This window comes from Proteiniphilum sp. UBA5384 (assembly GCF_002410825.1).
Lineage (GTDB): Bacteria > Bacteroidota > Bacteroidia > Bacteroidales > Dysgonomonadaceae > Proteiniphilum.
Genome location: NZ_DHOS01000030.1, coordinates 149,459 through 176,349 on the forward strand (window position 1 = coordinate 149,459; position 26,891 = coordinate 176,349).

General features: G+C 44.8%; 21 protein-coding genes and 1 pseudogene. 8 read left to right on the top strand and 14 right to left on the bottom strand.

The annotated features are described in order from the left end of the window. Positions 1-5: 5 nt before the first annotated feature. The 8 genes from B4G81_RS05985 to B4G81_RS06020 form a co-directional block, all read right to left on the bottom strand. Positions 6-1,331, bottom strand: coding sequence for a DUF6600 domain-containing protein (locus B4G81_RS05985; RefSeq protein WP_294081075.1), 1,326 nt, complete (start codon positions 1,329-1,331; stop codon positions 6-8). Between the two features lie 168 nt (positions 1,332-1,499). After that, on the bottom strand, positions 1,500-2,084 hold the full coding sequence (rsxA, locus tag B4G81_RS05990) for an electron transport complex subunit RsxA (RefSeq protein ID WP_294081137.1): 585 nt from the start codon (positions 2,082-2,084) through the stop codon (positions 1,500-1,502). A gap of 12 nt (positions 2,085-2,096) precedes the next feature. Continuing rightward, positions 2,097-2,696: an RnfABCDGE type electron transport complex subunit E gene (locus B4G81_RS05995; protein WP_294081076.1), complete on the bottom strand. Its 600-nt coding sequence runs from the start codon at positions 2,694-2,696 to the stop codon at positions 2,097-2,099. Then, complete coding sequence (locus tag B4G81_RS06000; protein WP_294081077.1) at positions 2,689-3,360, bottom strand: RnfABCDGE type electron transport complex subunit G; 672 nt, start codon at positions 3,358-3,360, stop codon at positions 2,689-2,691. The genes B4G81_RS05995 and B4G81_RS06000 overlap by 8 nt, the downstream gene beginning before the upstream one ends. Beyond that, entirely contained in the window at positions 3,353-4,318 is a 966-nt protein-coding gene (locus B4G81_RS06005; RefSeq protein ID WP_294081078.1) for an RnfABCDGE type electron transport complex subunit D, read from the bottom strand. Before B4G81_RS06005 ends, B4G81_RS06000 begins: the two co-directional genes overlap by 8 nt. Before the next feature lie 14 nt (positions 4,319-4,332). Next, on the bottom strand, positions 4,333-5,670 hold the full coding sequence (gene rsxC, locus B4G81_RS06010; RefSeq protein WP_294081079.1) for an electron transport complex subunit RsxC: 1,338 nt from the start codon (positions 5,668-5,670) through the stop codon (positions 4,333-4,335). 18 nt (positions 5,671-5,688) lie between these two features. Then, entirely contained in the window at positions 5,689-6,552 is an 864-nt protein-coding gene (locus B4G81_RS06015; RefSeq protein WP_294081080.1) for a Fe-S cluster domain-containing protein, read from the bottom strand. Between the two features lie 56 nt (positions 6,553-6,608). Next, entirely contained in the window at positions 6,609-7,022 is a 414-nt protein-coding gene (locus B4G81_RS06020; RefSeq protein ID WP_294081081.1) for a SoxR reducing system RseC family protein, read from the bottom strand. A 309-nt stretch (positions 7,023-7,331) separates the two neighbouring features. Between B4G81_RS06020 and B4G81_RS06025 the strand changes: the two genes are divergently transcribed. The 8 genes and pseudogenes from B4G81_RS06025 to B4G81_RS06060 form a co-directional block, all read left to right on the top strand. After that, positions 7,332-9,587: an aconitate hydratase gene (locus B4G81_RS06025; protein ID WP_294081082.1), complete on the top strand. Its 2,256-nt coding sequence runs from the start codon at positions 7,332-7,334 to the stop codon at positions 9,585-9,587. An 87-nt stretch (positions 9,588-9,674) separates the two neighbouring features. Further along, the gene (gene icd / locus B4G81_RS06030; protein ID WP_294081083.1) at positions 9,675-10,934 is read left to right on the top strand and encodes an NADP-dependent isocitrate dehydrogenase; all 1,260 of its coding nucleotides are present in this window, start codon (positions 9,675-9,677) and stop codon (positions 10,932-10,934) included. Positions 10,935-11,087: 153 nt separating this feature from the next. Beyond that, positions 11,088-12,443, top strand: a complete 1,356-nt coding sequence (locus B4G81_RS06035) for a citrate synthase (protein WP_294081084.1) — start codon at positions 11,088-11,090, stop codon at positions 12,441-12,443. A gap of 6 nt (positions 12,444-12,449) precedes the next feature. Beyond that, positions 12,450-13,679 (top strand): NADP-dependent isocitrate dehydrogenase, encoded by a 1,230-nt coding sequence (locus tag B4G81_RS06040; protein WP_294081085.1) that lies wholly within the window; start codon positions 12,450-12,452, stop codon positions 13,677-13,679. A gap of 151 nt (positions 13,680-13,830) precedes the next feature. Next, the gene (locus B4G81_RS06045) at positions 13,831-14,028 is read left to right on the top strand and encodes an AAA family ATPase (protein WP_294081086.1); all 198 of its coding nucleotides are present in this window, start codon (positions 13,831-13,833) and stop codon (positions 14,026-14,028) included. Positions 14,029-14,058: 30 nt separating this feature from the next. Further along, entirely contained in the window at positions 14,059-14,205 is a 147-nt protein-coding gene (locus B4G81_RS06050; protein ID WP_294081087.1) for a hypothetical protein, read from the top strand. A 126-nt stretch (positions 14,206-14,331) separates the two neighbouring features. Beyond that, complete coding sequence (locus B4G81_RS06055) at positions 14,332-15,648, top strand: IS5 family transposase (protein ID WP_414703169.1); 1,317 nt, start codon at positions 14,332-14,334, stop codon at positions 15,646-15,648. Positions 15,649-15,655: 7 nt separating this feature from the next. After that, positions 15,656-16,329 (top strand): annotated as a pseudogene (locus B4G81_RS06060) (ATP-binding protein); the annotation flags it as partial. Positions 16,330-16,408: 79 nt separating this feature from the next. Here B4G81_RS06060 and B4G81_RS06065 read toward each other — a convergent pair. The 6 genes from B4G81_RS06065 to B4G81_RS06090 are packed head-to-tail and all read right to left on the bottom strand — an operon-like array spanning position 16,409 to position 26,876. After that, positions 16,409-17,686, bottom strand: a complete 1,278-nt coding sequence (locus tag B4G81_RS06065; protein ID WP_294081089.1) for a Calx-beta domain-containing protein — start codon at positions 17,684-17,686, stop codon at positions 16,409-16,411. A 34-nt stretch (positions 17,687-17,720) separates the two neighbouring features. Further along, entirely contained in the window at positions 17,721-17,930 is a 210-nt protein-coding gene (locus B4G81_RS06070) for a hypothetical protein (protein ID WP_294081090.1), read from the bottom strand. 27 nt (positions 17,931-17,957) lie between these two features. Then, entirely contained in the window at positions 17,958-19,340 is a 1,383-nt protein-coding gene (locus B4G81_RS06075) for a RagB/SusD family nutrient uptake outer membrane protein (RefSeq protein ID WP_294081091.1), read from the bottom strand. A gap of 41 nt (positions 19,341-19,381) precedes the next feature. Next, positions 19,382-22,753, bottom strand: coding sequence for a SusC/RagA family TonB-linked outer membrane protein (locus B4G81_RS06080; RefSeq protein ID WP_294081092.1), 3,372 nt, complete (start codon positions 22,751-22,753; stop codon positions 19,382-19,384). 17 nt (positions 22,754-22,770) lie between these two features. Further along, the gene (locus B4G81_RS06085; protein WP_294081093.1) at positions 22,771-25,203 is read right to left on the bottom strand and encodes a S9 family peptidase; all 2,433 of its coding nucleotides are present in this window, start codon (positions 25,201-25,203) and stop codon (positions 22,771-22,773) included. After that, positions 25,200-26,876, bottom strand: a complete 1,677-nt coding sequence (locus tag B4G81_RS06090) for a S8 family serine peptidase (RefSeq protein ID WP_294081094.1) — start codon at positions 26,874-26,876, stop codon at positions 25,200-25,202. Before B4G81_RS06090 ends, B4G81_RS06085 begins: the two co-directional genes overlap by 4 nt. Positions 26,877-26,891 lie beyond the last annotated feature (15 nt).

The following is a 26,891-nucleotide window of genomic DNA, read 5'->3' on the forward strand; positions in this document are numbered from 1 at the left end:
GTAAATTATCTGCTACGTCCGGAAGAAGATCTGCCGGAAGAACTTCTTTCCCCACTACTGCTCCTTGTTGAAGAGGTTGTGCCGCTACTTCTACTCGAGGAGCTGGAGCTTGATCTTACCGTACTGCTTTCGCTGTTGCTTCTTGAGGAACTAGAACTCGAACGGGTTGTAGTCGCACTTCTACTGCTGGAAGAGCTTTGCTGTGGGCTAGTTGTAGTACTCCGGCTATTGTTGCTCGGCGAACTTTGTGACCTGACAGTTGTACTGCTGCTCCGGGACGTACTGGGGGTTGTAATCGTACCGCTACTTCTTGTGCTGGAGGAGCTACTACTGGAACGTATGTTTGTATTTTTATCATTACTCCGTGTGGACGGGCTTTGAGTAGACCTGCCGGTCGTACTATTGCTACTTCTGGTTGTAGTTGAAGGATTCACCCTACTGTTCCTTGTTGTGGAAGAGTTGTTTCTTGTGTCGCTCTCCGATGATCTCACTGTAGCTTCACGATTCGTTGTATTACTTCGGCCACTTACGGAGGATCTTGTGCTACTGCTTCTACCGCTGGTTGCATCGGGACGATATACGCTTACCGAATTGCCGCTAACCCTTGTCGTCCTGCCTGAAGATGAACGGTTATTGTTGCTTTCAAGACGGCGTACCGTGGCTTTCCGGCCTGTCTCACGTTCGTAGTCCCTGGTGCTTGGGCCGCTGTAGTAATGGTTCTCATTATATATGTAGGTATTATTGATGACAGTGGTCCTGTTATAGATGGTAGGACTATATCTGTTATAATGCCTGTGCATATTGTTGTTATACATGTATCTGGAGGGTAGGAAAGTCCAATATATGCTGGGGATATTTACATGCAAATAAATATTAACGCCGGGCGCCATGGGGGCCCATCCGTAATAGCCGCCACCGCTTCTCCATGTTACCCAAGCAGGAGCCCATTCGTAACCGGGAACCCATGCCCATCCATAATAGTCATCGTAATACCAGCGTCCATAGTGGAAAGGCGCCCATCCCCATGAAAAATTCGACACCCAGGTATTTCCGTAGTCGGTCATCACCCAATACCCGTTTGTCGCATACGGATGAAAGTCCCGTCCCACATTGGGAATCCAGATTTGGCCATGGCTGCGGTCGTTGATCCATCTTCCGTGGGGGCGCAGTTCATTGTAGAATACGTTCAATGATATACCGCCTCCCTGATAGCCGTCGTCATAGTAATACTCATCATATCCCTGAGAATATGCATAATTCTGGGGAGTTCCGCAAGACCATACTATCAGTGCTATTGCGGTGAGAATGAGGGGATGTCTTAAAGCTTTCATATCCGTAATTATTAGAGGTGTGACTTCATTTTTTTCTTTAGCAATATGACATCCTTACCCCCAAATGGTTTAACATTTATGCCGCTTTTCCTTTTTTTTTCTCTGTTTGATAAGGATATTATATTGTTTTACAGATATTTATATACTTTCTCCTTTGGCGTATAAAAATCATTTAAACACCTGATCTATGCCGGAGAATCCCATAAAGGCCATGGCCATAATGCCGGCGGTGATTAATGCGAGGGGAATTCCTTTCATTGCCTTGGGAACCTTGGTGAGTGCTAATTGCTCACGGATACTTGAAAAGATAATGAGCGCCATGGCATAACCGATAGCGGTAGATACCGCATAAATCACTGATTCCAGAAGGTTATAATCTTTCTGGATCACCAGAATCGCCACGCCCAGTATTACGCAGTTTGTAGTGATCAATGGTAAGAATACACCCAATGCCTGATAGAGCGACGGCGATATTTTTTTAAGCACGATCTCCACCATTTGTACTAATGCTGCAATCACCAGAATAAACGAGATAGTTTGCAGATATTCCAATCCGAAAGGTTCCAGAATACCTTTCTGCAGAAGGAAAGTTACTATGGTAGCAATGGTCAGTACAAAGGTGACAGCCAACCCCATGCCGATAGCTGTATCTACTTTCTTCGATACGCCCAGAAACGGGCATATACCCAAGAATTGGGCTAGTACTACGTTGTTTACAAATATGGCAACAATAATAATCCCTATAATTTCCATAATCATTGAGGCTTAGTTATTTACTTCTTTCTTTTGCAATTTATTAAAGATGGCAATCAGGAATCCCAATACAATAAAAGCTCCCGGAGCCAGTACAAATATTAAAGAGCCGAATTGTTCAGGATAGATATTCAATGAGAAGATTTTTCCGGTACCCAATAATTCACGTACCGCTCCCAAAAGGGAGAGAGCAAAAGTAAATCCCAATCCGATACCCACACCGTCGAAAACTGATGAAACCACACTGTTTTTTGAGGCAAACGACTCTGCACGTCCCAGCACGATACAGTTCACAACAATTAGGGGAATAAATATACCTAAACTATCAGCCAATGCGGGTACATAGGCATTCATCAACATCTCGATGATGGTTACGAAAGTGGCAATAACTACAATATAAGCCGGAATACGTACCATATCGGGAATCACATTTTTCAGCATAGATATAGCCGCATTGGAGCAAACTAACACAAACATGGTTGCCAACCCCATACTCATCCCGTTAATGGCTGAACTGGTAGTCGCCAGCGTGGGACACATCCCCAGGAGCAATACGAAAATGGGGTTTTCCTTTATCAAGCCGTTGATCAGTACTTTAAGATTATTATTCATGGATGCTTCCTCCTTCCTTTGATGCTATGTCCTGTTCTGTATTATTATTTTTTTCCGGAGAATTGCCTGTTGAGTCACCCTTTATACTCCCCAGATAAGCGGTGTAAGCCCTGTTCACTGCTTCGAGAAATGCCCTCGAGGTGATGGTTGATGCAGTAATGGCGTCTACATTTCCACCATCTTTCGATACGGTTAATGATCCTTTTGAGAGATCCCGCCCGATGATTGATTGCGACGGCTTATCAGTACTTTTGAACCATCCTGACATTTTCGCACCCAGCCCTGGTGTCTCGGCATGTTGCAGCACCGAATAGTTCACGATCTTATGTTCCATATCGAAGCCGACCATGATTTGTATATTTCCACTGAATCCATTATTGGAAAAACTATTCAATGCGTATCCTACAATTTGTTCCCCTTTCTTTGCGGGATAAACCAAAAGGGTGTCACCTTGCCCGTCAGGCATCATAAAAGCCTCTGCTGTGGGGTCGTTATCGAATTCCGGCACTACGTCGCTAATGGCATTCTGCAGTTTCATCGCTTTGGCGTCTGCAATCGGTTTTGCCGTCATTTTGTTCACCTGTGCCAGTAGTATGGCTACTGTAAGACAGATCAATGACAGCGACAGGAACATATTTTTGAATGATGATTCTAATTTAGCCATGTTTCACTACCTCCCCGAATCGTTTTGGTGTTGTGTAATTGTTGATCAGCGGTGTGAAGGCGTTCATCAGCAGAATCGCGAAGGAAACCCCTTCGGGATAAGCTCCCCAGAGGCGAATAGCCATGGTGATAAAGCCAATACCGGCACCGTAAATAAGCATTCCTTTTTTGGTCATAGGCGATGTAACGTAATCTGTAGCCATAAAAATTGCCCCCAGCATCAGCCCTCCGGAAAAGAGATGGATTAGCGGATGATAGAGTGGGATAGGATTAAAAAGGTAAAGTATCCCCGTAAAAATTATTACCGTGCCCATAATTGCGATAGGAATATGCCATGTAATGATTTTTTTCCAGAGTAGCCAGCAGAATCCGAGTAGTAACGCCAAGGCACTCATCTCACCGAGGGAACCCGCTTCGATACCCAGGAACATTGTCTGCAAAGAGGGCAGTAGTTCCGGGTTTGTCTTCAGGTTACCCAGTATAGTAGCTGAACTGACAGCATCGACTGCGCCGGCTGTTTCAGGTGCAGGCCAGACGGTCATCTGTGCGGGGAATGATATCAAAAGGAATATGCGTCCCGCAATAGCGGGATTAAAGATATTATTCCCTAATCCGCCGAAAGAGAGTTTCACTACGCCAATGGCAAAAAGGCATCCCAATGCCAATATCCATACCGGTAGATTAGAAGGCACGTTGAATGCTAGTAAAACACCTGTGATAATAGCCGAACCATCAAGCACTGTAGGAGTTTTCTTCATCAGATATTTTACGATGAGATATTCAAATCCCACGCAAAACAGCACTGCCAGGGCGGTAATGATCAATGCATTGAGACGGAAGACGTACAAAGCGACCAGAAACGCCGGAATAAGTGCGATAAGCACCCCGTACATGTTTTTTTGAATCGTGTCCCCGCTGTGTATATGAGGTGAAGGGGAGACAACCATTTTGTTTTCCATATTTATAGTCTTCTCTAAGCGTTAGTTTTTCTTGCCCTGATAATAGTGTTTACTTTGCTTTTTCCCAGCCGGATATAATCGAGTAATGGCCGATCGGCGGGGCATGTATAACTGCATGACCCACATTCAATGCAATCGGTAATACGTTGTTTTTCCGCTCCATCCCATACTTCAAACTCGGTTAAGTTCATCAGCAAGGTAGGATTCAACCCCATAGGACATATACTCACACATTTGGCACAACGGATGCAATCCTTCATTGCTTTCCGCTTAGCTTCTAATGTTGGAATAATCAAAATTCCTGAAGTTCCTTTGGTTACCGGTACGTCCATGGTCGCCAGTGCTTTTCCCATCATGGGACCACCACTGACGATCTTTCCCGTGGTTTCCGGAAGCCCTCCGGCCATATCAATCAGGATAGCTACCGGGATACCCAGTCGTGAGAGTATATTGCATGGTTGCTTTACATCTTTGCCGGTAACAGTTATTACCCGTTCAACCAAAGGTTTATTCTTTTGTACTGCTTCATAAATGGCCAATATGGTTCCTACGTTCTGTACCACCGCACCTACTGAAATGGGAAGGGCGCCACTGGGTACCTGACGCCCCGTCAGGGCATCAATCAGTTGTTTCTCTCCTCCTTGTGGATATTGTACCTTCAACGCTTGTATGCTAATGCCGGGATAATTTTTTGTATATTCTGCAAATTTTCCGATAGCGTCTTTCTTATTATTTTCAATACCGATGATGGCTTTGTCCACATTCAATGCTTTCATCACGATGGTAATTCCCACCATGATCTCCTCCGTTTTTTCCAACATCAGGCGATGGTCCGAGGTAAGCCACGGCTCACATTCAACCCCGTTGATAATCAGTATTTCAGGAGTTAATCCCGGTGGAGGGGTCAGTTTTACATGGGTGGGAAATGTGGCGCCACCCATACCTACGATACCGGCAGCAGCTATTTTATCGAGTATGTCTTTGGATGAGAGGGTGCACTCTTTTTTCAGGTCGGGAGACCTGTCAATTGATTCTTCCCACTCGTCGCCCTCTACTTTGATGAAAATTGCATCGCGTCTGTACCCGCTTGCATCGACCGATCTGTCAATTTTTAATACGGTACCCGATACTGATGAGTGAATATTGGCTGAAACGAATCCAACAGCCTTGCCGATAAGGGTGCCCACCTTGACGGTGTCGCCTTTCTTTACCACGGGTTGACAGGGTGCACCGATGTGTTGCCCCAGCGGAATAATCACCTGGTTGGGAATAGCAATGGGTTGTATCGCGCTTCCGGCAGAGATTTTCTGGTCTTTAGGATGAATACCGCCAATTCTGAAAGTCTTTAACATATTTATTTTCCTTAAATCTTATGCGTCAACTGTAACTGCTTCTTCTTTGGGAGATTTATCTTTCCTGGGCGGAAAATTTAATTCGAGGATGGAATTGGTGGGACAAACCGGCACACATTTGCGGCAGAGCCGGCATTTGTCATCAATAATATATGCCAGATTATTTTCAATGGTGATTGCTTCAAACGGGCAAGCCTGCTGGCATTTACTACATCCGATGCATGCTACGTCACACGATTTACGTGCTACACCTCCTTTTTCTTCATTCACGCAACTTACATAGATCCTCCTTGATTTGGGCCCCTGTTTACGCAATTCAATGATATCCTTTGGGCAGGCCTTTACACAAGCTCCACAAGCAGTACATTTGTCTTCTACCACTTCCGGGAGCATGGTGTCCGGATTGATATGGATGGCGTCAAAGGTACAGGATTCCACACAGTCGCCCAGGCCAAGACAGCCGAAAGAGCATCCGGTATTACCTCCATAAAGCGCCGCGGCAATGGTACAATTCGATACTCCGTCGTAAAGGTTGGTGCGGGGGCGACTTTCACAGGTCCCATTACAGCGTACTACTGCAATCTTTTTTACCGTCATCGGAGCAGTTTGTCCCAGAATCTCGGCTACCTTGTCCATCGTTGGTTGACCTCCTACGGGGCAGTTGAGCCCTTCCAGTGTTTCGGCTTTTACGCAAGCTGATGCGAATGCGGCACACCCCGGAAATCCGCAACCTCCGCAGTTGGCAGCGGGTAAGGCCTCCTGAACCTCCTGTATGCGAGGATCTTCCTCTACCTTGAATTTTTGCCCTATCAAGTATAATATGGCAGCACTACCGGCCCCAATTACGCCTAAAGTTACAACAGCAGTTAGTAATATACTCATAATTATATGATTTGCAGATTTGTTAATGTGCTGGCTCAGTAATTGTAATTATCAAATCAGTTTTCTCTCTTCTTTATGCTGAATTGAAATGAGTTTGCCATTTTTTTTCTCAGAAGGTAAAGGAATAGGTAGTAGGGGACAAGTGCGGCCATAGCGCTGATTGCAGCCTCCGTTTCATTGAAATTCCATAAGGAGAGAGCCAAAATAAGTGTGGCGATGAGAATAATCAGCGGTAGGACAAATGCCCAAAAAACAGCCTTGTGTCCCAGAGATTCCTTTCCCTCGATAATTACACGTTCGTCCTCACTGAACCGGCCGGAAAAATCGATTACGTCCACCAACTTTTCTTTCGAGTCGGCAGCCATACAGGTTCTTTTGGCGTGGCACGTACTGCAAGCTGATTCTTGCAAAATTCGCACAGTTACCTGATTGCCTCTGATTTTCTCAATGATTCCTTCGTGTTCGATCATGAACTATGATAAATAATCCTTATTCCTTGCTTCTAATTTGAAGACAAAGTTAAGATTATTTTTTCAGATAAATAAAAGTTTTTTGAACTTACTCATACACGGAGGTTAATAAAGAATTAAAGCATTTTGTGATCTAATACTTTGCTTTAATATCTTTTATTTAATTATAAATATTGTCTATGATGTGGCCGGGGTAAGTTTTCTCTAGATTAGCCGAACATTTACGGAGGTGAATTTGTTAAAAGCCTGATAGAGTGCGAAGAAAATAATTTAATAGTTTGATAATAATATATTTAATACTCTTCCTTTATGGTTTTTGATATTGACATGATTCGAAAAGTTTATGACCATCTTCCTGAAAAGGTCAGATATGCAAAAGATATCTTACAACGTCCTCTGACTTTGACCGAAAAGATACTTTTTGCGCACCTCTGGCCGGGAGTTCCTGTAAAAAATTACCAGCGTGCCGGCGATTATATAGATTTTGCCCCCGACCGTGTGGCGATGCAAGATGCTACTGCACAGATGGCGTTGCTTCAATTGATGAATTCCGGGCGTACCAGCGTAGCAATTCCTTCCACAGTACACTGTGACCACCTGATACAGGCTTACAAAAACGCTGAAACCGATCTTGAAACGGCAAATATAACCAATAAGGAGGTATATGAGTTTCTGCGTGATGTGTCCAATAAATATGGAATTGGCTTTTGGAAACCGGGTGCCGGTATTATTCATCAGGTAGTGCTTGAAAATTATGCTTTCCCCGGAGGAATGATGGTTGGTACCGATTCTCATACGCCCAATGCTGGAGGGCTGGGTATGATCGCTATTGGCGTGGGGGGAGCCGATGCCGTGGATGTAATGGCCGGGTTACCGTGGGAATTAAAGATGCCGAAGTTGATAGGGGTGAAACTTACCGGAAAATTATCCGGATGGAGTGCGCCCAAAGATGTGATACTGAAGGTAGCCGGTATTCTCACCGTAAAAGGTGGTACCAACGCCATTATCGAATATTTTGGAGATGGAGCAGCATCTCTCTCTGCCACCGGAAAAGGAACCATTTGCAACATGGGTGCCGAAGTGGGGGCTACTACCTCCATTTTTCCCTTCGACGAGAAGTCGGCTGCTTATCTGGAAAGTACAGGCAGAAAAGAGGTGGCGGCTGCAGCCCGCCGGATTATGGAATATCTACAACCCGACCCTGAAGTTGTGGCTCATCCGGAGTTGTATTATGATCAACTGATTGAAATAAATCTTTCTGACTTGGAACCCCAAATCAATGGTCCGTTTACTCCTGATGCGGCTTATTCCATTTCTGAATTTGGTGAAGCGGTCAGGAAAAATAACTATCCGAGAAAAATGGAAGTGGGACTCATTGGCTCATGTACCAACTCATCGTATGAAGACCTTACCCGGGCAGTTTCCATCGTGAAGCAGGCACGTGAGGAGCATGTACCCGTAAAGGCGCAATTCCTCATCAATCCCGGCTCGGAGCAGATTCGTTATACGGCAGAGCGGGATGGCATTCTGAAGGTGTTTGAAGAATCCGGCGCCACGATTATCGCCAATGCCTGTGGTCCCTGTATCGGACAGTGGAAACGTGATGATGAGGTAAAAGGTCGCCCAAATTCTATTGTGACTTCATTCAATCGTAATTTCGCCAAGCGAAATGACGGGAATCCCAATACACATGCTTTTGTGGCATCTCCTGAACTGGTTGCTGCATTGACTATCGCCGGCGACCTTTGCTTCAATCCTCTCACTGATACCCTGCAAAACGAAAGTGGCGAGTGGGTGAAATTGAATGAACCGACCGGTTTCGAAATGCCACCCAGGGGGTATGATGTGGAAGATGCGGGATATATGGCACCATCACAGGATGGAAGCAATATACAGATAACCATTGATCCCAATTCTGACCGGTTGCAGAAACTGGAGCCTTTCCCCGCATGGCACGGTGAGGATTATATGGGCTTGCCTTTGCTTATTAAGGTTAAAGGGAAATGCACTACCGATCATATATCCATGGCCGGACCATGGCTCCGTTTCCGTGGACATCTCGATAATATTTCCGACAATATGTTGATTGGTGCGGTGAATGCTTTTAATAACGAAACCAATTCTGTGCTTGATCCCGGAACGATGGGATACTCACCTGTTCCCGCATTGGCCCGTAAGTTCAAGGCTAAGGGAATTGGCTCTATAGTGGTCGCAGAAGAAAATTACGGGGAAGGGTCGAGCCGTGAACATGCTGCCATGGAACCACGCCATCTGAATGTGAAGGTAATTCTTGTCAAATCGTTTGCCCGTATTCATGAAACTAACCTGAAAAAACAGGGAATGCTGGCACTTACCTTTATCAATAAGGATGATTATGACAAGGTACAGGAAAGGGATAAAATCAGTGTGAAAGGATTGATCGGCTTTGCGCCCGGCAGAAACCTTACTGTGGAGTTGATTCACGCTGATGGTACCAAAGATAGCTTTGAAGTAGCCCATACTTATAACGAGCAACAAATAGAGTGGTTTAAAGCGGGGAGTGCGTTAAATGCTATGAATAATTGATTTGATGATTTAATATGGGTCACAAAATATAGTCAGTCGAACTATTTAGTTGCAGTCATACAACCTGCGAAACAATAATAAAAATTTATGCAATACATAACCCGAGAAAACGATCGGCTTGTGGTGCCCGATCATCCTGTCATTCCTTTTATCGAAGGCGATGGGATAGGTAAAGAGATCACTTCTCATGTCCAGGCGATTGTAGACAATGCTGTCGCAAAAGCATATGGGGGAACCCGGAAATTAGAGTGGAAAGAAGTACTGGCCGGAGAAAAATCTTTCAACAAAATAGGAAGTTGGCTGCCGGACGAAACTATGGAGACTTTCCGTCACTGTCTGGTAGGAATAAAAGGGCCTCTCACTACTCCCGTTGGTGAGGGGATACGCTCCCTCAACGTGGCATTACGCCAGGAGCTGGATCTGTATGTATGCTTGCGTCCTGTGCGATGGTTCAAAGGTGTATCTACCCCGCTTTTACATCCCGAAAAGGTACATGTCACCATCTTTCGCGAAAATACCGAAGATATTTATGCCGGTATCGAATGGGCCGCCGGAACGCCGGAATTGAAGAAGGTATTGAAATTCCTGGAGGAAGAGATGGGGGTGGGAAAGATCCGTTTTCCGGAGACTACCTCGTTGGGTGTAAAACCTGTTTCGGTAGAAGGTACGGAGCGGTTAGTCAGGGCCGCCATCGAATATGCTTTGAAGCATCGCTTACCATCAGTGACGCTGGTGCACAAGGGAAATATCATGAAATTTACCGAAGGAGGCTTTAAAAAATGGGGATACGCCCTTGCAGAACGTGAATTTCCCAATCAAACATTCACAGAGCATGTCTTTAATAAGATAAAGATTGAGCAGGGGCTGGAGCAAGCAGTAGAGGCTTATAATCAGGCTGTTGAATCGGGGAAAGTATTTATCAAAGATGTAATTGCCGATGCATTCCTTCAAAATACGCTCCTCAAACCGGAGGAATATGCCGTAATCGCAACACTTAATCTGAACGGAGATTATATTTCCGACCAGTTGGCGGCGATGGTGGGTGGTATTGGAATCGCGCCGGGAGCCAATATTAACTATAATACGGGGCATGCCATTTTTGAAGCGACTCATGGAACAGCCCCCGATATTGCCGGGAAAGATAAGGCAAATCCCTGTTCATTGCTACTTTCGGCAGTAATGATGTTGGAATATATAGGATGGCAGGAAGCTGGTGAATTGATTACTTACGCTTTGGAAACACTTTTTGAAAATGGATATGCAACTTCCGACCTTGCAAGGTTTATGGAGAGTGGAAAACCATTATCTACATCTGGTTTTTCCCGAAAAGTGATTGAGAGTTTATGAAGAAATAGAGTATGCCAATTTCCCTTGTTAATTCTTCCGGTAAAAACAGAGGATTTTGTAAACAAAAAGAGGGCAGCGGCTGTTAAAAGACAAGAATACCATTACCTTGTCACCATTTAAAAGATAACGAAGAAAAAAACAAAATATATCACTATGGATAATGAACAATTGAGGAAAACATTGTCGGACTCTGTGGCTTTCACAAGCAACATCGACAAGGATCTTTTTACTAAAATGGGTGTGAAGCGCGGCCTTCGCAATGAAGATCATTCGGGTGTGCTTGCCGGGCTTACCCGTGTGGGAGATGTCGTGGGTTATGAGCGTCAGGCAGATAATACGCTGACTCCTGTCCCCGGTAAGCTTTTTTATCGTGGAATGGATGTGGAAGAACTGGTAAGAGGAATACAGCATGAAAATCGTTTGGGTTTTGAGGAAACGACTTTTCTGCTTTTATCGGGCCGGCTTCCCGGCAGTGAGGAACTTAAAGCAGTAGAACAACTGATTGCCCAAACGATGTCGTTAAACCATAGGGCGACAATGAATATTTTGTCTTTAAAAGGGGGGAATATTATGAATATCCTCGCCAGAAGCGTGTTAGAATTATATACTTATGATGATAATCCGGATGATATCTGCCCTGAAAATCTTATCAAACAATCAATCAATCTGATTGCCAAATTTCCTACCATAATCGCTTATGCATACCAAGTGTTGAGACATGATCAGATGGGACGTTCACTGCATATCCGTCATCCTTATGAGGACCGGTCTGTGGCAGAAAATTTCCTTTTTATGATGAATGGTCGTGATAATTATACGGAACTTGATGTGAAAATTCTTGATCTCGCACTGATTCTCCATGCCGAACACGGTGGGGGAAATAACTCCACTTTCTCAGTACGCGTTACCAGTTCCACGGAGACAGATACTTATTCTGCCATTGCAGCGGGTATAGGCTCTCTGAAAGGGCCTCTCCATGGAGGCGCCAATATCAAGGTAAAGGGTATGCTGGAAGACATGAAACAAAATGTGAAAGACTGGACAAATCCATCGCAGGTAGATGATTATCTGATTAAAATATTGAATAAAGAAGCATATGACCGTACGGGGCTTATCTACGGTATCGGGCATGCAGTATATACAATCAGCGACCCCCGTGCCATATTACTGAAAGAAAAGGCCCGTGATCTGGCAAAAGAAAAAGGACGCGAAGAGGAATTTGCCTTTATGGAATTGATAGAGGAGCGTGCTGTGGAGGTATTCCTCGGGTTCAAAAAAAGTACGGCTAAGACACGGACATGTATTAACGTTGATTTTTATTCGGGTTTTGTGTATGATGCCCTTGGATTGCCGCCGGAAGTATTTACTCCTCTCTTTGCGATGGCTCGTATCGTAGGTTGGTCGGCTCATCGGATTGAAGAGATGAATTTCGCCAGCAAGCGTTTAATCCGGCCTGCATACAAAAATGTACGCGAGAAACAACCCTTTATTCCGATGAATAAGAGATAAACCCTCATGAAAAAGATAAAAGTAAATAATCCAATCGTTGAGTTGGATGGCGACGAGATGACCCGTATCATCTGGTCGTTTATCAAAGAGCAACTGATTCTGCCCTATCTCGACTTGGATATCAAATATTACGATCTTGGTATCCAACACCGTGATGCGACGGACGACAAGGTGACAATAGAGGCGGCGGAAGCCATCAGAAAATATAATGTAGGTATCAAGTGTGCTACCATCACACCCGATGAAGCCCGTGTGAGGGAATTTGGATTGAAGCAGATGTGGAAATCACCCAACGGCACCATCCGTAATATTGTGGGTGGAACTGTATTCAGGGAACCGATCATCTGTAGTAATATTCCCCGTTATGTACAGGGATGGACTGAGCCGATCATCATCGGTCGTCACGCTTTTGGCGACCAGTACCGTGCCACCGATAAGGTGATCAAGGGGAAGGGTACACTGACACTGACTTTCACCAGTGAGGAAGGTGAAACCCAACGCTGGGAAGTATATGATTTCAAGGGTGACGGAGTTGCCATGGCGATGTACAATACCGACGAGTCTATCTACGGGTTTGCCCGCTCCTCCTTCCAGATGGCGCTGACAAAAAAATATCCGCTCTACATGTCTACCAAGAATACTATCCTGAAAGCCTATGACGGACGTTTTAAGGATATCTTCCAAGAGGTATATGAGAGCGAATTCAAGGCTGAATTCGAGAAGGCCGGCATCACTTACGAGCACCGCCTGATTGATGACATGGTGGCCTCGGCCATGAAGTGGAATGGCGGGTTTGTGTGGGCATGCAAGAACTACGACGGTGACGTGCAATCGGATACGGTGGCACAGGGGTTCGGTTCGCTGGGGATGATGTCTTCGGTATTGGTGACACCCGACGGCAAGACGGTGGAAGCCGAGGCGGCGCACGGTACCGTGACACGCCACTACCGCCAGCATCAGCAAGGTGAGGAAACCAGCACCAATCCCATCGCTTCTATCTTTGCCTGGACACGGGGACTGGCGCACCGGGGACAGTTAGACAATAACCAGCCATTGATCGATTTCTGCGATACATTGGAACAGGTGTGCATCGAGACGGTGGAAGGCGGTGAAATGACCAAAGACTTGGCGCTCCTTGTCTACGGCAATGATGCGTCACGCAATACCTACCTCACTACTCAGCAATTCCTGCAGGCGTTGAAGCGGAATCTGGAGAAGAAGTGGGAAAGTGTATAATTGATTGATAGTGAGGATATATGTGCTTATCGACTGCTTTTGTGATATTTTCGAGTGTAGAGGAAAATTCCTATCTTTATGTAAATATTTTCAGATATGGAGGAATATTTCAACACTTTGAAAAGGTATAATCCCAGGGACGACAATCCGCTTGAGACTGGATTCTCACGGCTGGAATACAGGGGATAAGATATTTGATTGTACCGGTAATAAGCTCGTCAAAGTACTGGTCGGTCAACGTCACGTTGGAAAAAGTTATCTGCTGCGACAGATAATTGAGCAGCTCATAAGGGGAGGTGTCAATCCACGGAATATACTTTATATCAATAAGGATTTTACCGAGAGTTAGGAAATATTTATAACCGGTTCCAACTCAAAGATGTTGTCGGGCGAACTGGCCACACTTTTATCGGGCCGTTATGTGCAATTCGAAGTATTCCCGTCTAGTTTTACAGAGTATCTTGGCTTTACAAATAGAAAGGCCATCAAGCAGAGCTATGTGGTTTATTTGGAATGTGGTGCTTAGCCGGAACTATTTAGTCGCCCCTCAATATCTGTATAATTATCTGACATTTAGCAAAATATCATTAGGATAAGTTGTCCGAATCTGCAAGATTTTGTATCTTTAGGTATAATTTCTTGCAGATTTATTATGTTATTACCCGCAAAAAAAGATGCTCAGCGCAGTTTATTTTTCTCACTGGAGGATAGTTTGAATCAGCAACATCCTCTTTACATTTTAGCCAACAAAGTCGATTGGGCAATGTTTGATCGTGAGTTTTCACCTTTGTATTGCCATGATAATGGCGCTCTCGCCAAGCCTATTCGATTGATGGTCGGATTGTTGCTATTAAAACACATTCGCGATCTTTCCGATGAAAGTATTGTCGAACAGTGGAGCGAAAACAATTACTACCAATATTTTTGTGGGAAGCAGGAGTTTGTCCCTTATCAGCCCTGTGCTTCTTCAGAATTAGTTCACTTTCGTCACCGTATCGGAGTTTGGGGCTGTGAGTTGATCCTCAAAGAGAGTATTCGCATCAACGGTAAAGATGGCGATCAGGAGGAGATTTCGGCGGACACCACCGTTCAGGAGAAAAACATCACTTTTCCGACCGACAATAAACTTCAGCGCAAAATTATCGACAAATGCAAAAAAATAGCAAAGGAAGAGGGTATTGAGCTTCGTCAGAGTTACAGTCGCACACTAAAGAAATTATCCGTCCAACAGCGCTTCAACCGTCATCCCAAGAACAGGAAAAAAGCTCGCTCGGCCAATCGTAAAGTCAAGACCATTGCCGGAAGATTGGTTCGTGAATTGGAACGCAAATTGGCAGAAGGTCATCCTTATGGTCATTTATTGTCGCTCTATGACAAGGTCTTGAAACAAAACAAAAATAGTAAAAACAAGATTTACAGTTTACATGAACCACAGGTACAATGTATTTCGAAAGGAAAGGAACACAAGAAATATGAGTTTGGCAATAAGGTTTCGATACTTTACACTCAAACTACAGGTGTGATTGTCGGAGCCTTAGCTTTCAAGAATGAATACGACGGGCACACGCTTCCCGATGCCATTAACCAATACAAGAGACTCAAGGGTAAACATCCCAAGACTATCTATGCTGACAGGGGATACAAAGGAAGGTCAAAAATTGGAGAAACCAACATTTATATTCCCAAGCCATTTTCGAAGAAACTAAGTCAGTATCAACAACGTAAACGCAGAAAAGGACACAAACGCAGAGCAGCCATAGAGCCGATAATCGGCCATCTCAAAGAAGATCACCGATTGTCGAGAAACTTCTACAAGGGTGACTTTGGAGATGCGATCAATGTGTTGTTGGCGGCAGCGGCTTTCAACTTCAAAAGAATGATGAATAAATACAAAGAAAAAATTGCCTATATCTTCTTAAAGATACAGGCAATCTGTTTTCTATTAATGAAGCCTAAATTGGCTTTTTAAGGGACGACTATTTATTTTGCCCAATGATGAGACAAAAAAGAATTATATATATACCATCAAGGATACAGTGTTATTATGGGATATTATACAGCGGCACAATATCAAAGATCCCAAATTGCTGGAAGATATTTTTATTTATTTGATAAATAACACTTCTAATTTGGTCTCGATAAACAATATTGTAAACTACCTCAAAAGCAACGGACGAAAAACCACTTATGATACTGTTTCCAATTACATCGGTTATATAGAAGATACTTTTCTTATACACCGTGCTGAACGCTATGATATTCGAGGCAAAGAAGCTATTTCCGGCAATTGTAAATATTATGCCAATGATTTGTCGTTTAAAAACTGGCTCTATCCCGAATTTGGTTACGGCATGGGGTATAAACTGGAGAATCTGGTCTATTTAAATCTCCGTCGGGCGGGGTATGATGTGTATGTGGGTACCCTACGGGACAAAGAGGTTGATTTTGTGGCAAAAAGAGGAGATCGGTTAATATACCTGCAATCGGCTTATTTGCTGCCGACGAGCAAACTATCCGGTGGAAATATGCTCCGCTGGAACTTATACCGGATAATTACGAAAAATTGGTCGTCACGCTGGATGATCTTTCCTTGCCTTCCAACAACGGTATCCGCCATGTCCAAGCGTGGAAACTGACAGAAGAATTGTAACTGTGGAAAGAATAACTAACCAGGGGCGGCCGATTGGCCGCCCCTGGTAGTGTAATTATAATACCTTTCAACGAAAGGGTTACTCTGCTACTTTTACAAAATGGTAACGTAACGGATATCCTTTCATTACAGGACTGTCTCCCCAATCTTTCACCATATTATAAGTGTTTTGCAGGAAATCGGTAGGTTCTAAATCATTTAGCGTAACCTCTAAGATAGTTTGACTTTCCTTTTCAAAAGTCCTGAATCCGATTTCCGTCTTGCGGATTTTTTCTTTGGTCGCGGAGAAATTCACATTGGCTTTCTCCAGGTCAACCATCAGTATATTCACTACTGGGGTAGGCCAACCTTCTTCTTGCAAACGTTCAGTAACTTCATTCTTATATTCTATAGTACAATCCCTGAAGTAGTTTTTCAAAACACCCTGGAAGGAAGTTTTCAGGAAAGGTGTTCCATCTTCGTCCGAAGTGAATTCAATGATATCCTTGTCCGAGGTTTCAGGCAAAGGATATACTTCCGGATCATCATCAAATCCAGTATTCAATTCCATCCACTCCTTATTGACCAATGCTATTCCCGCCCATTTGCCTTGGAGTGTACCTGCCACCGGTCCCACAATAGTGATGGTCACATTGATATTTTGACCGGGGAAAAAGCCGGCAGGAAGTGCCGACCCTACTCCCAACTTGATCGTGTTCTTGCCCTCCTCTGTTTTTAACCATGTCAGGGCTACGGTTCCTTCTGATTTGCCTTTCTCGATAGTGACCGATTTCGCACCCGTGAATTCATAGTGCTCGCCTTCTACGGCTGTGGAGCCTGCCGCATCTACCACAATAGGGATAGTGACAGTTTCTTCAACCCTATACAGTGAAGAGGAAGCGGTTCCCAGTTTTAGTACTATCGCTGCTCCTGAAAAAAGGCTCTCTTTCTTTTTCTGGAAAGTATATACAATATCGTCTTTGGGCTGTACGGTAATGGTGGTTTTGGATATACTCCCCATATTGAACCCGGCGGGCAAAGTACCCAGATTGAGTTCAATGGTACGGGATTCTTCGTAATTGTCTTTTGCAATTAAAACCACATCCGCGGTACTGCTGCTGCCGGAGAAGACGAACTCACTTGCCGAGATGGTGTAGTGTTCATCTTTCACGGCCGTGCCCGATAGGGTAAAAGGTACTTTCACTGCCGAACCGTTATGGTTTTTAACCGTCAGGCGGACTGTTACCGAACCGGTGGGCTCCATTACATACTCACTTTTTTCGAGGGATACAACTGGTGCGTCATCCTCATCGCTACAACTCACAAAAGTCAATACGGAGACCAATGCTATTGCTGCTGTTAAAAAAAACTTGTTCATACAACAATCATTTAAGTTAATAATTATCAATCTGTTATTTTGTGGCGTCTTCATATTCATTCATCCTTTGCTCAATGTAATCCCGTTCCTCCGCGGTCAACCTGCTTTCTTTCGGGAGTACATATTGCTTGAACTCATTGTTTGTACGGGGAGGGACCTCGTCAATATCACTGCTGCAGGTTACAGATCCTAATAATAATAGGGTGGCAGCCACTATCCATAAAATATATTTTATTGGTTTCATACGGTTATTCTATTTTTTATTGGATTCTTAAAATTCATACCCGGGATTTTGTATCAGTCCGTCAATAATCAGGATATCATTGACCGGTAACGGATAAGTGTACATGAACTTTTGTGTTACCCATTTATAGCCGTTCTTTGCCACCCAGAATTCAGGACGTCCGTTCCGTTTCAATTCAAACCAACGGTCTCCCTCCATATAGAACTCCTTCCGGCGTTCGTTCAGGATGGCATACACCAAGGGGGTGAGGGTTTTTCCTTCGGCATCTTCCTGGATGATATCGGCGCTGTTCACCGGAGGCAAGCTCTCCGTGGTATAGGGAACATAATCTTCAATCCGCTTTTCGCGCAACAGGTTCAGGTAACGCAATGCCTGCTCCTCATTTCCCTGATGGGCGTATGATTCGGCGAGAATCAGGCACATCTCATCGCTCCGGACACCACCGAGCGGATTTTTCTGGTTCTCTCTTTTTTTATTGAAAGAGAGGGCAAAGCGGATATCTTTCTCTTTTTCGACAAATAACTCGACTAATTCTTTGGATACAGGTCGTTTTTGGATGTTTAGCAAGGCGGTGGTGTAATCAAAGTTTTTGGAATTATTACCATATAAAAAAGAGCGGATCAATATATTTCCCGAACGGGTGTTGCGGGCACTGATCATATTTGTGTACGCCTCTCCCGACAGCAGTGGATATTTCTCCAGTAAAGGTTCCGAAGTGGCGATGGCATTCCCCCAGTCACCTGTCCAGAAATAGAGCTTGGCCAAATATGCCCGGACCACATCTTCCGTAAACCGATATATTTCATCCGTGACTTTATAAGATAACGCTTTTTTGAGGTCCGACTCGATATGGGAAATGGTCTGCGACAAAGGAGCGCGTGTGGCACGCTCTTCCATATCGAAAGTATAGACCAATGGAACTCCCAATTGGGAGGAAGGATTTTTTGATACCGGTTCGCAAAACTGGATCATCAATTTGTAATAGGATACACCCCGTAAGGCATAAGCGGTGCCCAGCACTTTCTTGTCGAGGTCCGTGCCCCCTTCGCCCAGCTCGTCGATAGTGATATTGCAATCACGGATAATCTCATATAACTGTGCGTATTTGGTAGACATGCTCAGTAGGCTTGAACCGATATAGAGCGGCATATTTGCGGAGGAAAAATCGGTCAGGCTGGCATCGAGATTATCCGCATAAGCTTCCAGATCATACACATCCATGAAAGTATTTACCAAAAGCCCAGAATTGGCATAGTCGATATCGTTCAGCCGGTTATGTAGCAGTGCCTCGAACTCATCGGCAGTTTTCGGGATAGTCTTGCCGTAGGGCTTTATGTCCAAAAAGCCGGAACAGGCCGATAGCAGGAAAAGAGTAACGGCGAGGATTGAATTAGTTATCTTCTTGTTCATTATTTTTATTATTGCTGCTTGACGTTTATAGGATAGTGCTATTAAAAAGAGAGGTTCACGCCAAAAGAGTAGGTACGGCTCATAGGATAGACAGCACCCGGCGTTTCCGGATCAATTCCCGTGTAATTGGTCAATGAGAAGAGATTATTGACCGAGAGGGAAAGGGAGATCGATTGTATCTGCCGTAACCGGTAAAGGGATGCCGGCAGGCTGTAGAAGAGCGACAATGATGATACCTTGAGATAGGAGACATCTTCGAGCAGGGATCCTTTTGTGATGTTGTAACTGGTGGGATTGCTCATATAGAGATAGAGGGGGTCACCAAAAGCATCGATAATACGGGGATTGGCGTCGGTACGCGGATTATCGGGTGTCCACCTGTTCCGCGCGTCCCGGGAAGCGTTGAAGTGGTAGCGGTACAGATCGTTCTCCTGGGTATAATAATCATTACTTGCCCCCGTATTTGTTTTAAATTCCGAAAGGGATGAATATCCCTTGGGAGCCGACAGGTTATTGATCACTTTGGCATGCATGAAGTACACCCCGCTTACGCTTAACGAGAGTTCCTTGTAGGCAAACCGCATATTGAATCCGCCGGAAATGGGAGCATTGGATGTTCCCAGATAAAACATATAGTTTTCTGAATCTCTTTTTTCCTTGTCGCTATTTGCCGTGACATCAGGACGTAGCTGATAGGTATAGATACCTGTCTCGGGATTGATGCCGACAACCTTTCCTCCGAACATGGAATTTACCGGATAATTGAGATAATTTCCGACCGATGAAGGCAAGGAGTTGACACTGGGATTATACTTGGTGAGTTTATTCAGATTATGCGCCATATTGACAGTGGTGTTCCAAGAGAAGTCTTTTGTCTTGACCAAGGTGGCTGAGAGGCTCAGCTCTATTCCCCGGTTCTGCAGCTCGGAAGTGTTTATGCTTTGGCTGGTATAACCGATGCTGGAGGGTACCCGTACCGAGCTGACGGCATCGGAGGTCTTCCTAAAGTAATATTCTGCAACCAGTCGGAACCGGTTCTTCAGAAAACCGGCATCCATTCCAAACTTATAGTCGAAGGTCTTCTCCCATCGCAGGTGTTTGTTGGGAGGATTGCTGATCGTACCCATCCGGTAATAGTCTTCGTATGTTTTTCTAAAATCAGAAGAATAGTTCATGATCACCTGGGGGTATACATTGGAAACGATATTCCCCGTGTAACCGGTTGCGGTACGCAGGGTCAATGAACTCAATACCGGTTTTAGGGCGGTGAAAAAAGATTCCTGATCGGCATTCCATGAAAAACCGATGGAGCCGATAGGATTAAATTGCTCATCCTTCCCGAAGTTGTTCGCTCCGTCTGTTCGGAATGAAAAGCTACCTGTGTATCTCTTCCGGTAAGTGTAGTCGGCAGAAAAATAAAACGAAGCCCTGGCATTTTCCACAATGGACTGGCCTGATAAACCATCGATAATTTTCCCGAAAGCAACCATATCTTCATAGCCGGTACTTCCGGTAGCCGTCCCGGGGATCGGAATGGAGGAGTTTCCCGTCAAAGGGTCGTATCCGTACCTTTTCATTTGGATTGATTCCGCTTTTTGCCAACTGATTTCACTCCCTCCCAGGACACTGATTTGGTGGTCTTTGCCGAAATGTTTGTCATACGATAATTGGCCCCTTAAAGTAAACCCATGGGAGTTGGATGACGCCTGCGACTTATTCCCGTAAGTACGGTCGCTTGTCGCTGTGTTATCGAAAGGCCTGTCCATCCATGCCGTGTAGGTGTCTTTGCCTACCTCGGAGGCAGAATTGTTGGTGACGTAAGAATAGCTGGCCAGTCCCGTGAAGCGTAACTGTTCATTAAACCGGTACACGGCGGATCCCCTTACACTGACTGTTTGTCCATTGTCGGTGGCGGTCGATTCGTCAATTTCCCTCAATAAATTGAACCCGTTGGCAGGGAGCCTAATGGTACTCGCCCCATTATAGGATTCCAGGGTAAAGTAGGACTGGTCGGCTCGGTATGAGCCATCCTCGTTGTAAGGCCTCTCGTAGGGATTGGCGAAATAAGCATAGGTGATGGGAGAGGTACCCCCATAGGTGACGTAATTTTGGGATTTCATGAACGAGAGATCAGTATCGAATTCAAACGAGAGTTTCTCGTTTACCCTGGAATCTATTTTCAGGGAAGCCCCATATCTGTCGAAGTTGGTTTTCTTGATGATACCACCGTTTGTCATATAGTTCAATGAAAGATAGTAGGAGTGGTTCTCTCCTCCACCTGAACCGGAAAAATTATAGGACTGTGAGAGGGTATTCCTGAACAAGACATCGAACCAGTCGGTGGTTGTTTTTCCCAATTCTTCAATATACGCATTTTGTTGGTCGGTGCTCCACCCCTTATATTCTCCTTGGCCCGAGCGGATGGCACCTACAATTCCTACCACCGGGTACTGCGCATTGGGCGTATTGAAATAAGGAGCGGAGAACTCATCCCATAACTCCTGTTCGAACGCCAATTTCTCCTGGGAGTTCATCAAATTGGCATCCCGTTGGGGACGGGTTTGTAGTGACAGGTTGGAAGAGAAACTGGCACGGAAGGGTCCCGCTTTCCCCCGTTTGGTGGTCACCACGATCACCCCGCCGGAGGCTCTCGAGCCATAAATTGCGGTGGCGGAAGCATCCTTCAGAATAGTGATATTTTCTATGTCGGAGGGGTTGATGGAGGCTATCCCGTCGCTGAAGATACTCTCCAGGGCACCGGAAGATAGCTGTCCCTTTGAGAACTTGGGAATATCCTTTTGTAGCGGAACGCCATCGATGATCCATAGTGGTCCGTCATCCCCCACCAATGTGGCCGTGCCCCGTATCGTGATCTTCGCGCTTTGTCCCGGCCTGCCGGAGACGTTGCTTACCGCCACCCCGGCTACCTGGCCCTGGATTAACTGGTCGATATTTTTCAATGGGCTCTCCTTTACCAGGTCGTCCACTTTTACCACTGCCACCGATCCGGTGACACGGCGGGTGGTTGTCCGGTTATATCCTGTAATAACCGTTTCGTCCAATTGTGTAGATTCATACTCCAGCACGACATTCAAAGTTCTCTCATTCTTTACCACATGCTCCTGTGAAACCATTCCGAGGAAGGAGAATTTTAATGTTGAACCCACAGGAGTATAAATCTCATACTTCCCATCAATGTCGGTGGCTATTCCGATGGTTTTTCCTTTTATGACTACCGCCACGCCGGGGAGAGGATCGCCCTGGTCGTCAGTTACCACCCCTGCTACCCTTACCGTGGGATGCTCCTGTCCGGTAATTGCAACGGAAGGAGTGGTGTCAGCCGCGATATTCTCCGTGGTGAATATCAAAAGGAGCAGTAAAAACCATCTTCTGCGAAAAAAAGAATGCATCATTTGATTTATATTGTTAGTTATTCGTGATGTAAAATGTCGGCATCTGTTATTTTCTTTCCCAACAGATGTTCAATAAAATAATAATGGACCAGGTTCGTATAATATCTATCGCCCAAACCGTGGTCTTTTCCGGGAAGCACCATCATGTCGAACCGTTTATTCGCTTTTATCAGCGCGTCCGCCATCCTAAAGGTTTGTGCCGGATGCACGTTAATATCCACATCCCCCGTTATCAGGAGGAGTTTGCCTTTAAGCCTGTCTGCCAACTCTAGGTTGGTAGGCATATCCACCGAAAAAATATAACTCGTGCTGTCTCCCGTGGTTTCCCTGTCCATTTTTACCCCTTGGTAAGTCTCTCCCCAGTATTGTGTATAAATACGGTTGTCGTGATTGCCGGAAGCGGCTACGGCTACCTTGTAAAATTCAGGATAGGTCAATATGGCGGATGTTGCCATGAATCCCCCTCCCGAATGTCCGTAAATTCCGACGCGATCCTTGTCTATATAGGGGTATTTCTCCGCCAGTTGCTCAATCACATGTTTATCGTCTTCCAATGCGTAATCCCTTAGATTCCCATAGCCCCAATTGTGAAATTCTTTGCCGCGGTAGGGACTGGCTCCCCGGTATCCGAAGTTGATAACAATGAATCCCTGTTGCGCCAAAGACTGGTTGTAATTGTCATCGATGGTAAAGGATTGGGGGACAAGATCCGTAATAGGACCCGGATAGACATTGGATATGATGGGGTATTTTTTTGTTTTATCCAGATTGAAAGGACGGTAGACAACCCCATACAGGTCTGTTTCCCCGTCTTTCGATTTCATCTGTACGATTTCAGGAAATTTGAACCCTCTTTCTAAAACATCTTTCAGTGAAGCCTGTTCCAGTTCCATGATAGTGCTTCCCTGACGATCACGAAGTATATTCTTGGGAGGCATGTCCATCCTGGAATAGGAGTCTATCAGGAATTTTCTGTCTGGCGATAGGGAGATGTCGTGATAACCGTTGCCCGGTGTAAGCAGGGTGCATCGGGTCCCGTCGAAACGGACATCGTAGTATTGGCGGTAATATGGATTTATTGTTTTATCTTCCCCGTATGCTTCAAAAATAAAAGAGCGCCCAAGCGTGTCAATCGAGTGGATGGGGCCGGCCACGAATGACCTGTCGGTGATCGGGTTTTTCAGCTTGCCGTCGCCATCATATAGATAGTACTGGCCGTAACCTGATCTTTCTGACCACCAGATAATATCTTTCCCATCGTTCAGTATATGGAAGGAGAACAGCGGTACATTGAAATGCGGGCTACAGGTTTCCGTTATCAGTTCGTTGAATTCACCGGTTTGCGCGTCCAGGCGGCATAGATCGATTTGGTCGCAGGAGCGGCTTTTCCGGAGAAAGTAAACATACCTGGAATTCTCCCCTGGGATCATCCTCGCATATTCCAGTTTTTGGTCCGGATATTTGCTGACATCTATTTTCCTTCCTTCTCCCCTGGCCGCATCAAAGAGGAACAACTCGTACTGCGGCACATATTTGTCACCCGGTATGGGAAATTTATACCGCTTGTATTCCGGTCGCGGTTGCGCAAGGCTATTGATAACTGCCATTTCCCTTACCCGGCGCTTGTCTTCCCGTATTATTACGAGATTTTTTGAGTCGTTGGCCCAATATGCCAGGGAGGTGGATCTTTTCTCGGCCATTTCGTTCTCCTTATCGCCGGAGGATGGTTGTGCAAGGGCGTTTCCCCGGATTGAAACTGTTTTTTTTGCTTCATTGTTACCGGAGAGTAAAAGGCTTATATCGTCGGCAATGAGCGTGCCATCTGTATTGATAAAAGGACTACTATTGACGTAGGAGTAGAATGGCTCTCCATCGAAAGTGAGCTGTAGCGCTTCGTCATCGGGCAGTCCATTTTTTTGGAGAAAAAGATTGTGATTCTGTCCATAGACATAATAAGTGCTGTCTTCCGAATATTTTCTCCAGGGATAAGGGTTTTTGAGATAGGGTGTATATTTCTTTTCCTCCCTTGAAATTTCTTCTAATTGTTTGGTATTTAGGTAATAGTAGAATGACTTTCCTGAATCTTGGAATAAGATTTTAGCCCCATTTTTTGTTCCCTCTACCCGTGCATAGATTTTATGTCTCTTGCGGTCATACTCCTTCCCGGTAAATCCGGACAGTTTCAGATAAAAATCGGCACCATCGAAAAGGCGTGTTTTCTTCTTTTTTACAGGATTTACGAGATAATGATGAACACCCGATTCATCTTCAAAGAAATAACAGAAACTCGCACCATCCTTTTCCCAGGAGGGTGATATGGTGGTCGAATAGATATATTTTTGGAGGCTATCTACGGAATAACTCTCTCCATAATCGAAATTGATTTGCCGGGCGGATATATTGATTGTGATATGAGTCAATGCGGCAAATAAGAAAATGAGTCTTTTCATTTGTTTCTTCTGAATATATTTGTTTTTTTATTATATATTATGTCGGCTTTCAGAAAAGCGTTGTAAGTATTAAGGATTCCTCCGGATGCTGATAAATCCGAAAACAATACATTTTTTCCCTTTTGCTTTTGTCCCGGAAGTTCCACCCGTTCATTTTCCCGTTTTGTAACGGTACTTACGATGATATCTTTTAACTGGGAGGCTGTCAAACCGGGAAAATAGGACCAGATCAATGCGGCTGCACCGGATACCATAGGAGCCGCCAATGAGGTCCCTCCATCTACAAAATCATACCCGTTGTCCGCATCAAGAGCATAAATATTGACTCCGGGGGCAAATAAATCAACCTCTCTTTTCCCGTAATTGGAAAGAGAATACAACTCCCCGTCGGCTTTTGTGGCTCCCACCTTTATATAACCGCCTGGCTTTTTCCCGTCCTTCATGTATCCGGTGGGATAGGAGACCAAGGAGTCAATATCCCTGCCTGTATTTCCGGAGGCTTGCACAAGCAATACATTTCGTTCACTGGCGTATTGGATGGCATCTTTCACCCACTCCTCGTGTGGGGAAAAATCTTTCCCAAAGCTCATATTGATAATGTTTGCTCCATTATCCACCGCATAACGGATAGCCAGGGCCACATCCTTGTCATACTCATCACCATCGGGTATTGCCCTGATGGGCATAATCTTCACATGACCTGCTATCCCGTCGATTCCAAGACCATTTCCGCGTACAGCGCCTATAATTCCCGATACAACAGTGCCATGATAGGCATACGTGTTGATGATAGGATTACCGTAAAAACGGTCATCTATATTCGTTATGTCATCACCTACCAAAGAATCACGAGGGGAAGAAATGTCGTCCAGACTTTGTACACGATTCTTGGCTAATTCAAAATTGGCAATATGATAATCGTACGTTTTTTTCCATGGGGTGAGCGAGTCATACATAAATGTACTGTTTGTGACCACCTCCAAATATTGAGAATAGATGGAATCTGTCGGGTGCAGGGAGGCGAGGTCGCTCAATACGAATTCTTTATTTCCATGTGTGTGAACCAATAAGGAGTCAATTGCCCGGAAAGATTCGGCAATTGCCTGCAGATAGGATGAATAATAAAGGTATGAGCCGATACCTGCTTTTTTTCTTACATTCAGGAAATAGTCATACTCTTCTTTTTCCTTACCGGTCAGAAGAGTGATCTGTTGTTTCTCCATGTCTTCATAGACGGGCCGCAGCCGTTTATACTCGCGGAAGGCTTCCGTTCCGACTTTCTCAAGGACTAAAGTGTCTCCTGTCTTACCCAAAAAATTCCAGCCATGGAGATCGTCCACATATCCGTTTCTGTCATCATCTTTTCCGTTAAGACGTTCTTTCTTGTTTAACCAGATGTTTGCTTTCAGGTCTTCGTGGTCAATATCCACACCCCCGTCTATTACGGCGACAATTATTTCTCTCTGTGGTTTATATTTCTTCTTCGCTATATATTGGTATGTTTGGGTGGTTCCTATTCCAAATACGGAATCAATGTCAAAAGAGAGATGATACCAGTCTGTATTTATATCTTCTTTTGTTTTTTGTGCAAAAACTAAAATATTACACGATAAGCAGATAAAGCCTAAAATTGCTACTATTCTTTTATTAAAACTAAACTTATAAATTAACATTAATATATTTCCCTT

What these genes read in the sequence shown, in the direction of transcription:
- B4G81_RS06055 (WP_414703169.1), top strand. Translation starts at nt 14,332, where the DNA reads ATGTTATTACCCGCAAAAAAAGATGCTCAGCGCAGTTTATTTTTCTCA.
- B4G81_RS06020 (WP_294081081.1), bottom strand. Translation starts at nt 7,022, where the DNA reads ATGATCGAACACGAAGGAATCATTGAGAAAATCAGAGGCAATCAGGTA.
- B4G81_RS05985 (WP_294081075.1), bottom strand. Translation starts at nt 1,331, where the DNA reads ATGAAAGCTTTAAGACATCCCCTCATTCTCACCGCAATAGCACTGATA.
- B4G81_RS05995 (WP_294081076.1), bottom strand. Translation starts at nt 2,696, where the DNA reads ATGAATAATAATCTTAAAGTACTGATCAACGGCTTGATAAAGGAAAAC.
- rsxA (WP_294081137.1), bottom strand. Translation starts at nt 2,084, where the DNA reads ATGGAAATTATAGGGATTATTATTGTTGCCATATTTGTAAACAACGTA.
- B4G81_RS06085 (WP_294081093.1), bottom strand. Translation starts at nt 25,203, where the DNA reads ATGAAAAGACTCATTTTCTTATTTGCCGCATTGACTCATATCACAATC.
- rsxC (WP_294081079.1), bottom strand. Translation starts at nt 5,670, where the DNA reads ATGTTAAAGACTTTCAGAATTGGCGGTATTCATCCTAAAGACCAGAAA.
- B4G81_RS06025 (WP_294081082.1), top strand. Translation starts at nt 7,332, where the DNA reads ATGGTTTTTGATATTGACATGATTCGAAAAGTTTATGACCATCTTCCT.
- B4G81_RS06035 (WP_294081084.1), top strand. Translation starts at nt 11,088, where the DNA reads ATGGATAATGAACAATTGAGGAAAACATTGTCGGACTCTGTGGCTTTC.
- B4G81_RS06080 (WP_294081092.1), bottom strand. Translation starts at nt 22,753, where the DNA reads ATGATGCATTCTTTTTTTCGCAGAAGATGGTTTTTACTGCTCCTTTTG.
- B4G81_RS06090 (WP_294081094.1), bottom strand. Translation starts at nt 26,876, where the DNA reads ATGTTAATTTATAAGTTTAGTTTTAATAAAAGAATAGTAGCAATTTTA.
- B4G81_RS06065 (WP_294081089.1), bottom strand. Translation starts at nt 17,686, where the DNA reads ATGAACAAGTTTTTTTTAACAGCAGCAATAGCATTGGTCTCCGTATTG.
- B4G81_RS06000 (WP_294081077.1), bottom strand. Translation starts at nt 3,360, where the DNA reads ATGGCTAAATTAGAATCATCATTCAAAAATATGTTCCTGTCGCTGTCA.
- B4G81_RS06040 (WP_294081085.1), top strand. Translation starts at nt 12,450, where the DNA reads ATGAAAAAGATAAAAGTAAATAATCCAATCGTTGAGTTGGATGGCGAC.
- icd (WP_294081083.1), top strand. Translation starts at nt 9,675, where the DNA reads ATGCAATACATAACCCGAGAAAACGATCGGCTTGTGGTGCCCGATCAT.
- B4G81_RS06075 (WP_294081091.1), bottom strand. Translation starts at nt 19,340, where the DNA reads ATGAACAAGAAGATAACTAATTCAATCCTCGCCGTTACTCTTTTCCTG.
- B4G81_RS06015 (WP_294081080.1), bottom strand. Translation starts at nt 6,552, where the DNA reads ATGAGTATATTACTAACTGCTGTTGTAACTTTAGGCGTAATTGGGGCC.
- B4G81_RS06005 (WP_294081078.1), bottom strand. Translation starts at nt 4,318, where the DNA reads ATGGAAAACAAAATGGTTGTCTCCCCTTCACCTCATATACACAGCGGG.
- B4G81_RS06070 (WP_294081090.1), bottom strand. Translation starts at nt 17,930, where the DNA reads ATGAAACCAATAAAATATATTTTATGGATAGTGGCTGCCACCCTATTA.
- B4G81_RS06050 (WP_294081087.1), top strand. Translation starts at nt 14,059, where the DNA reads ATGTTGTCGGGCGAACTGGCCACACTTTTATCGGGCCGTTATGTGCAA.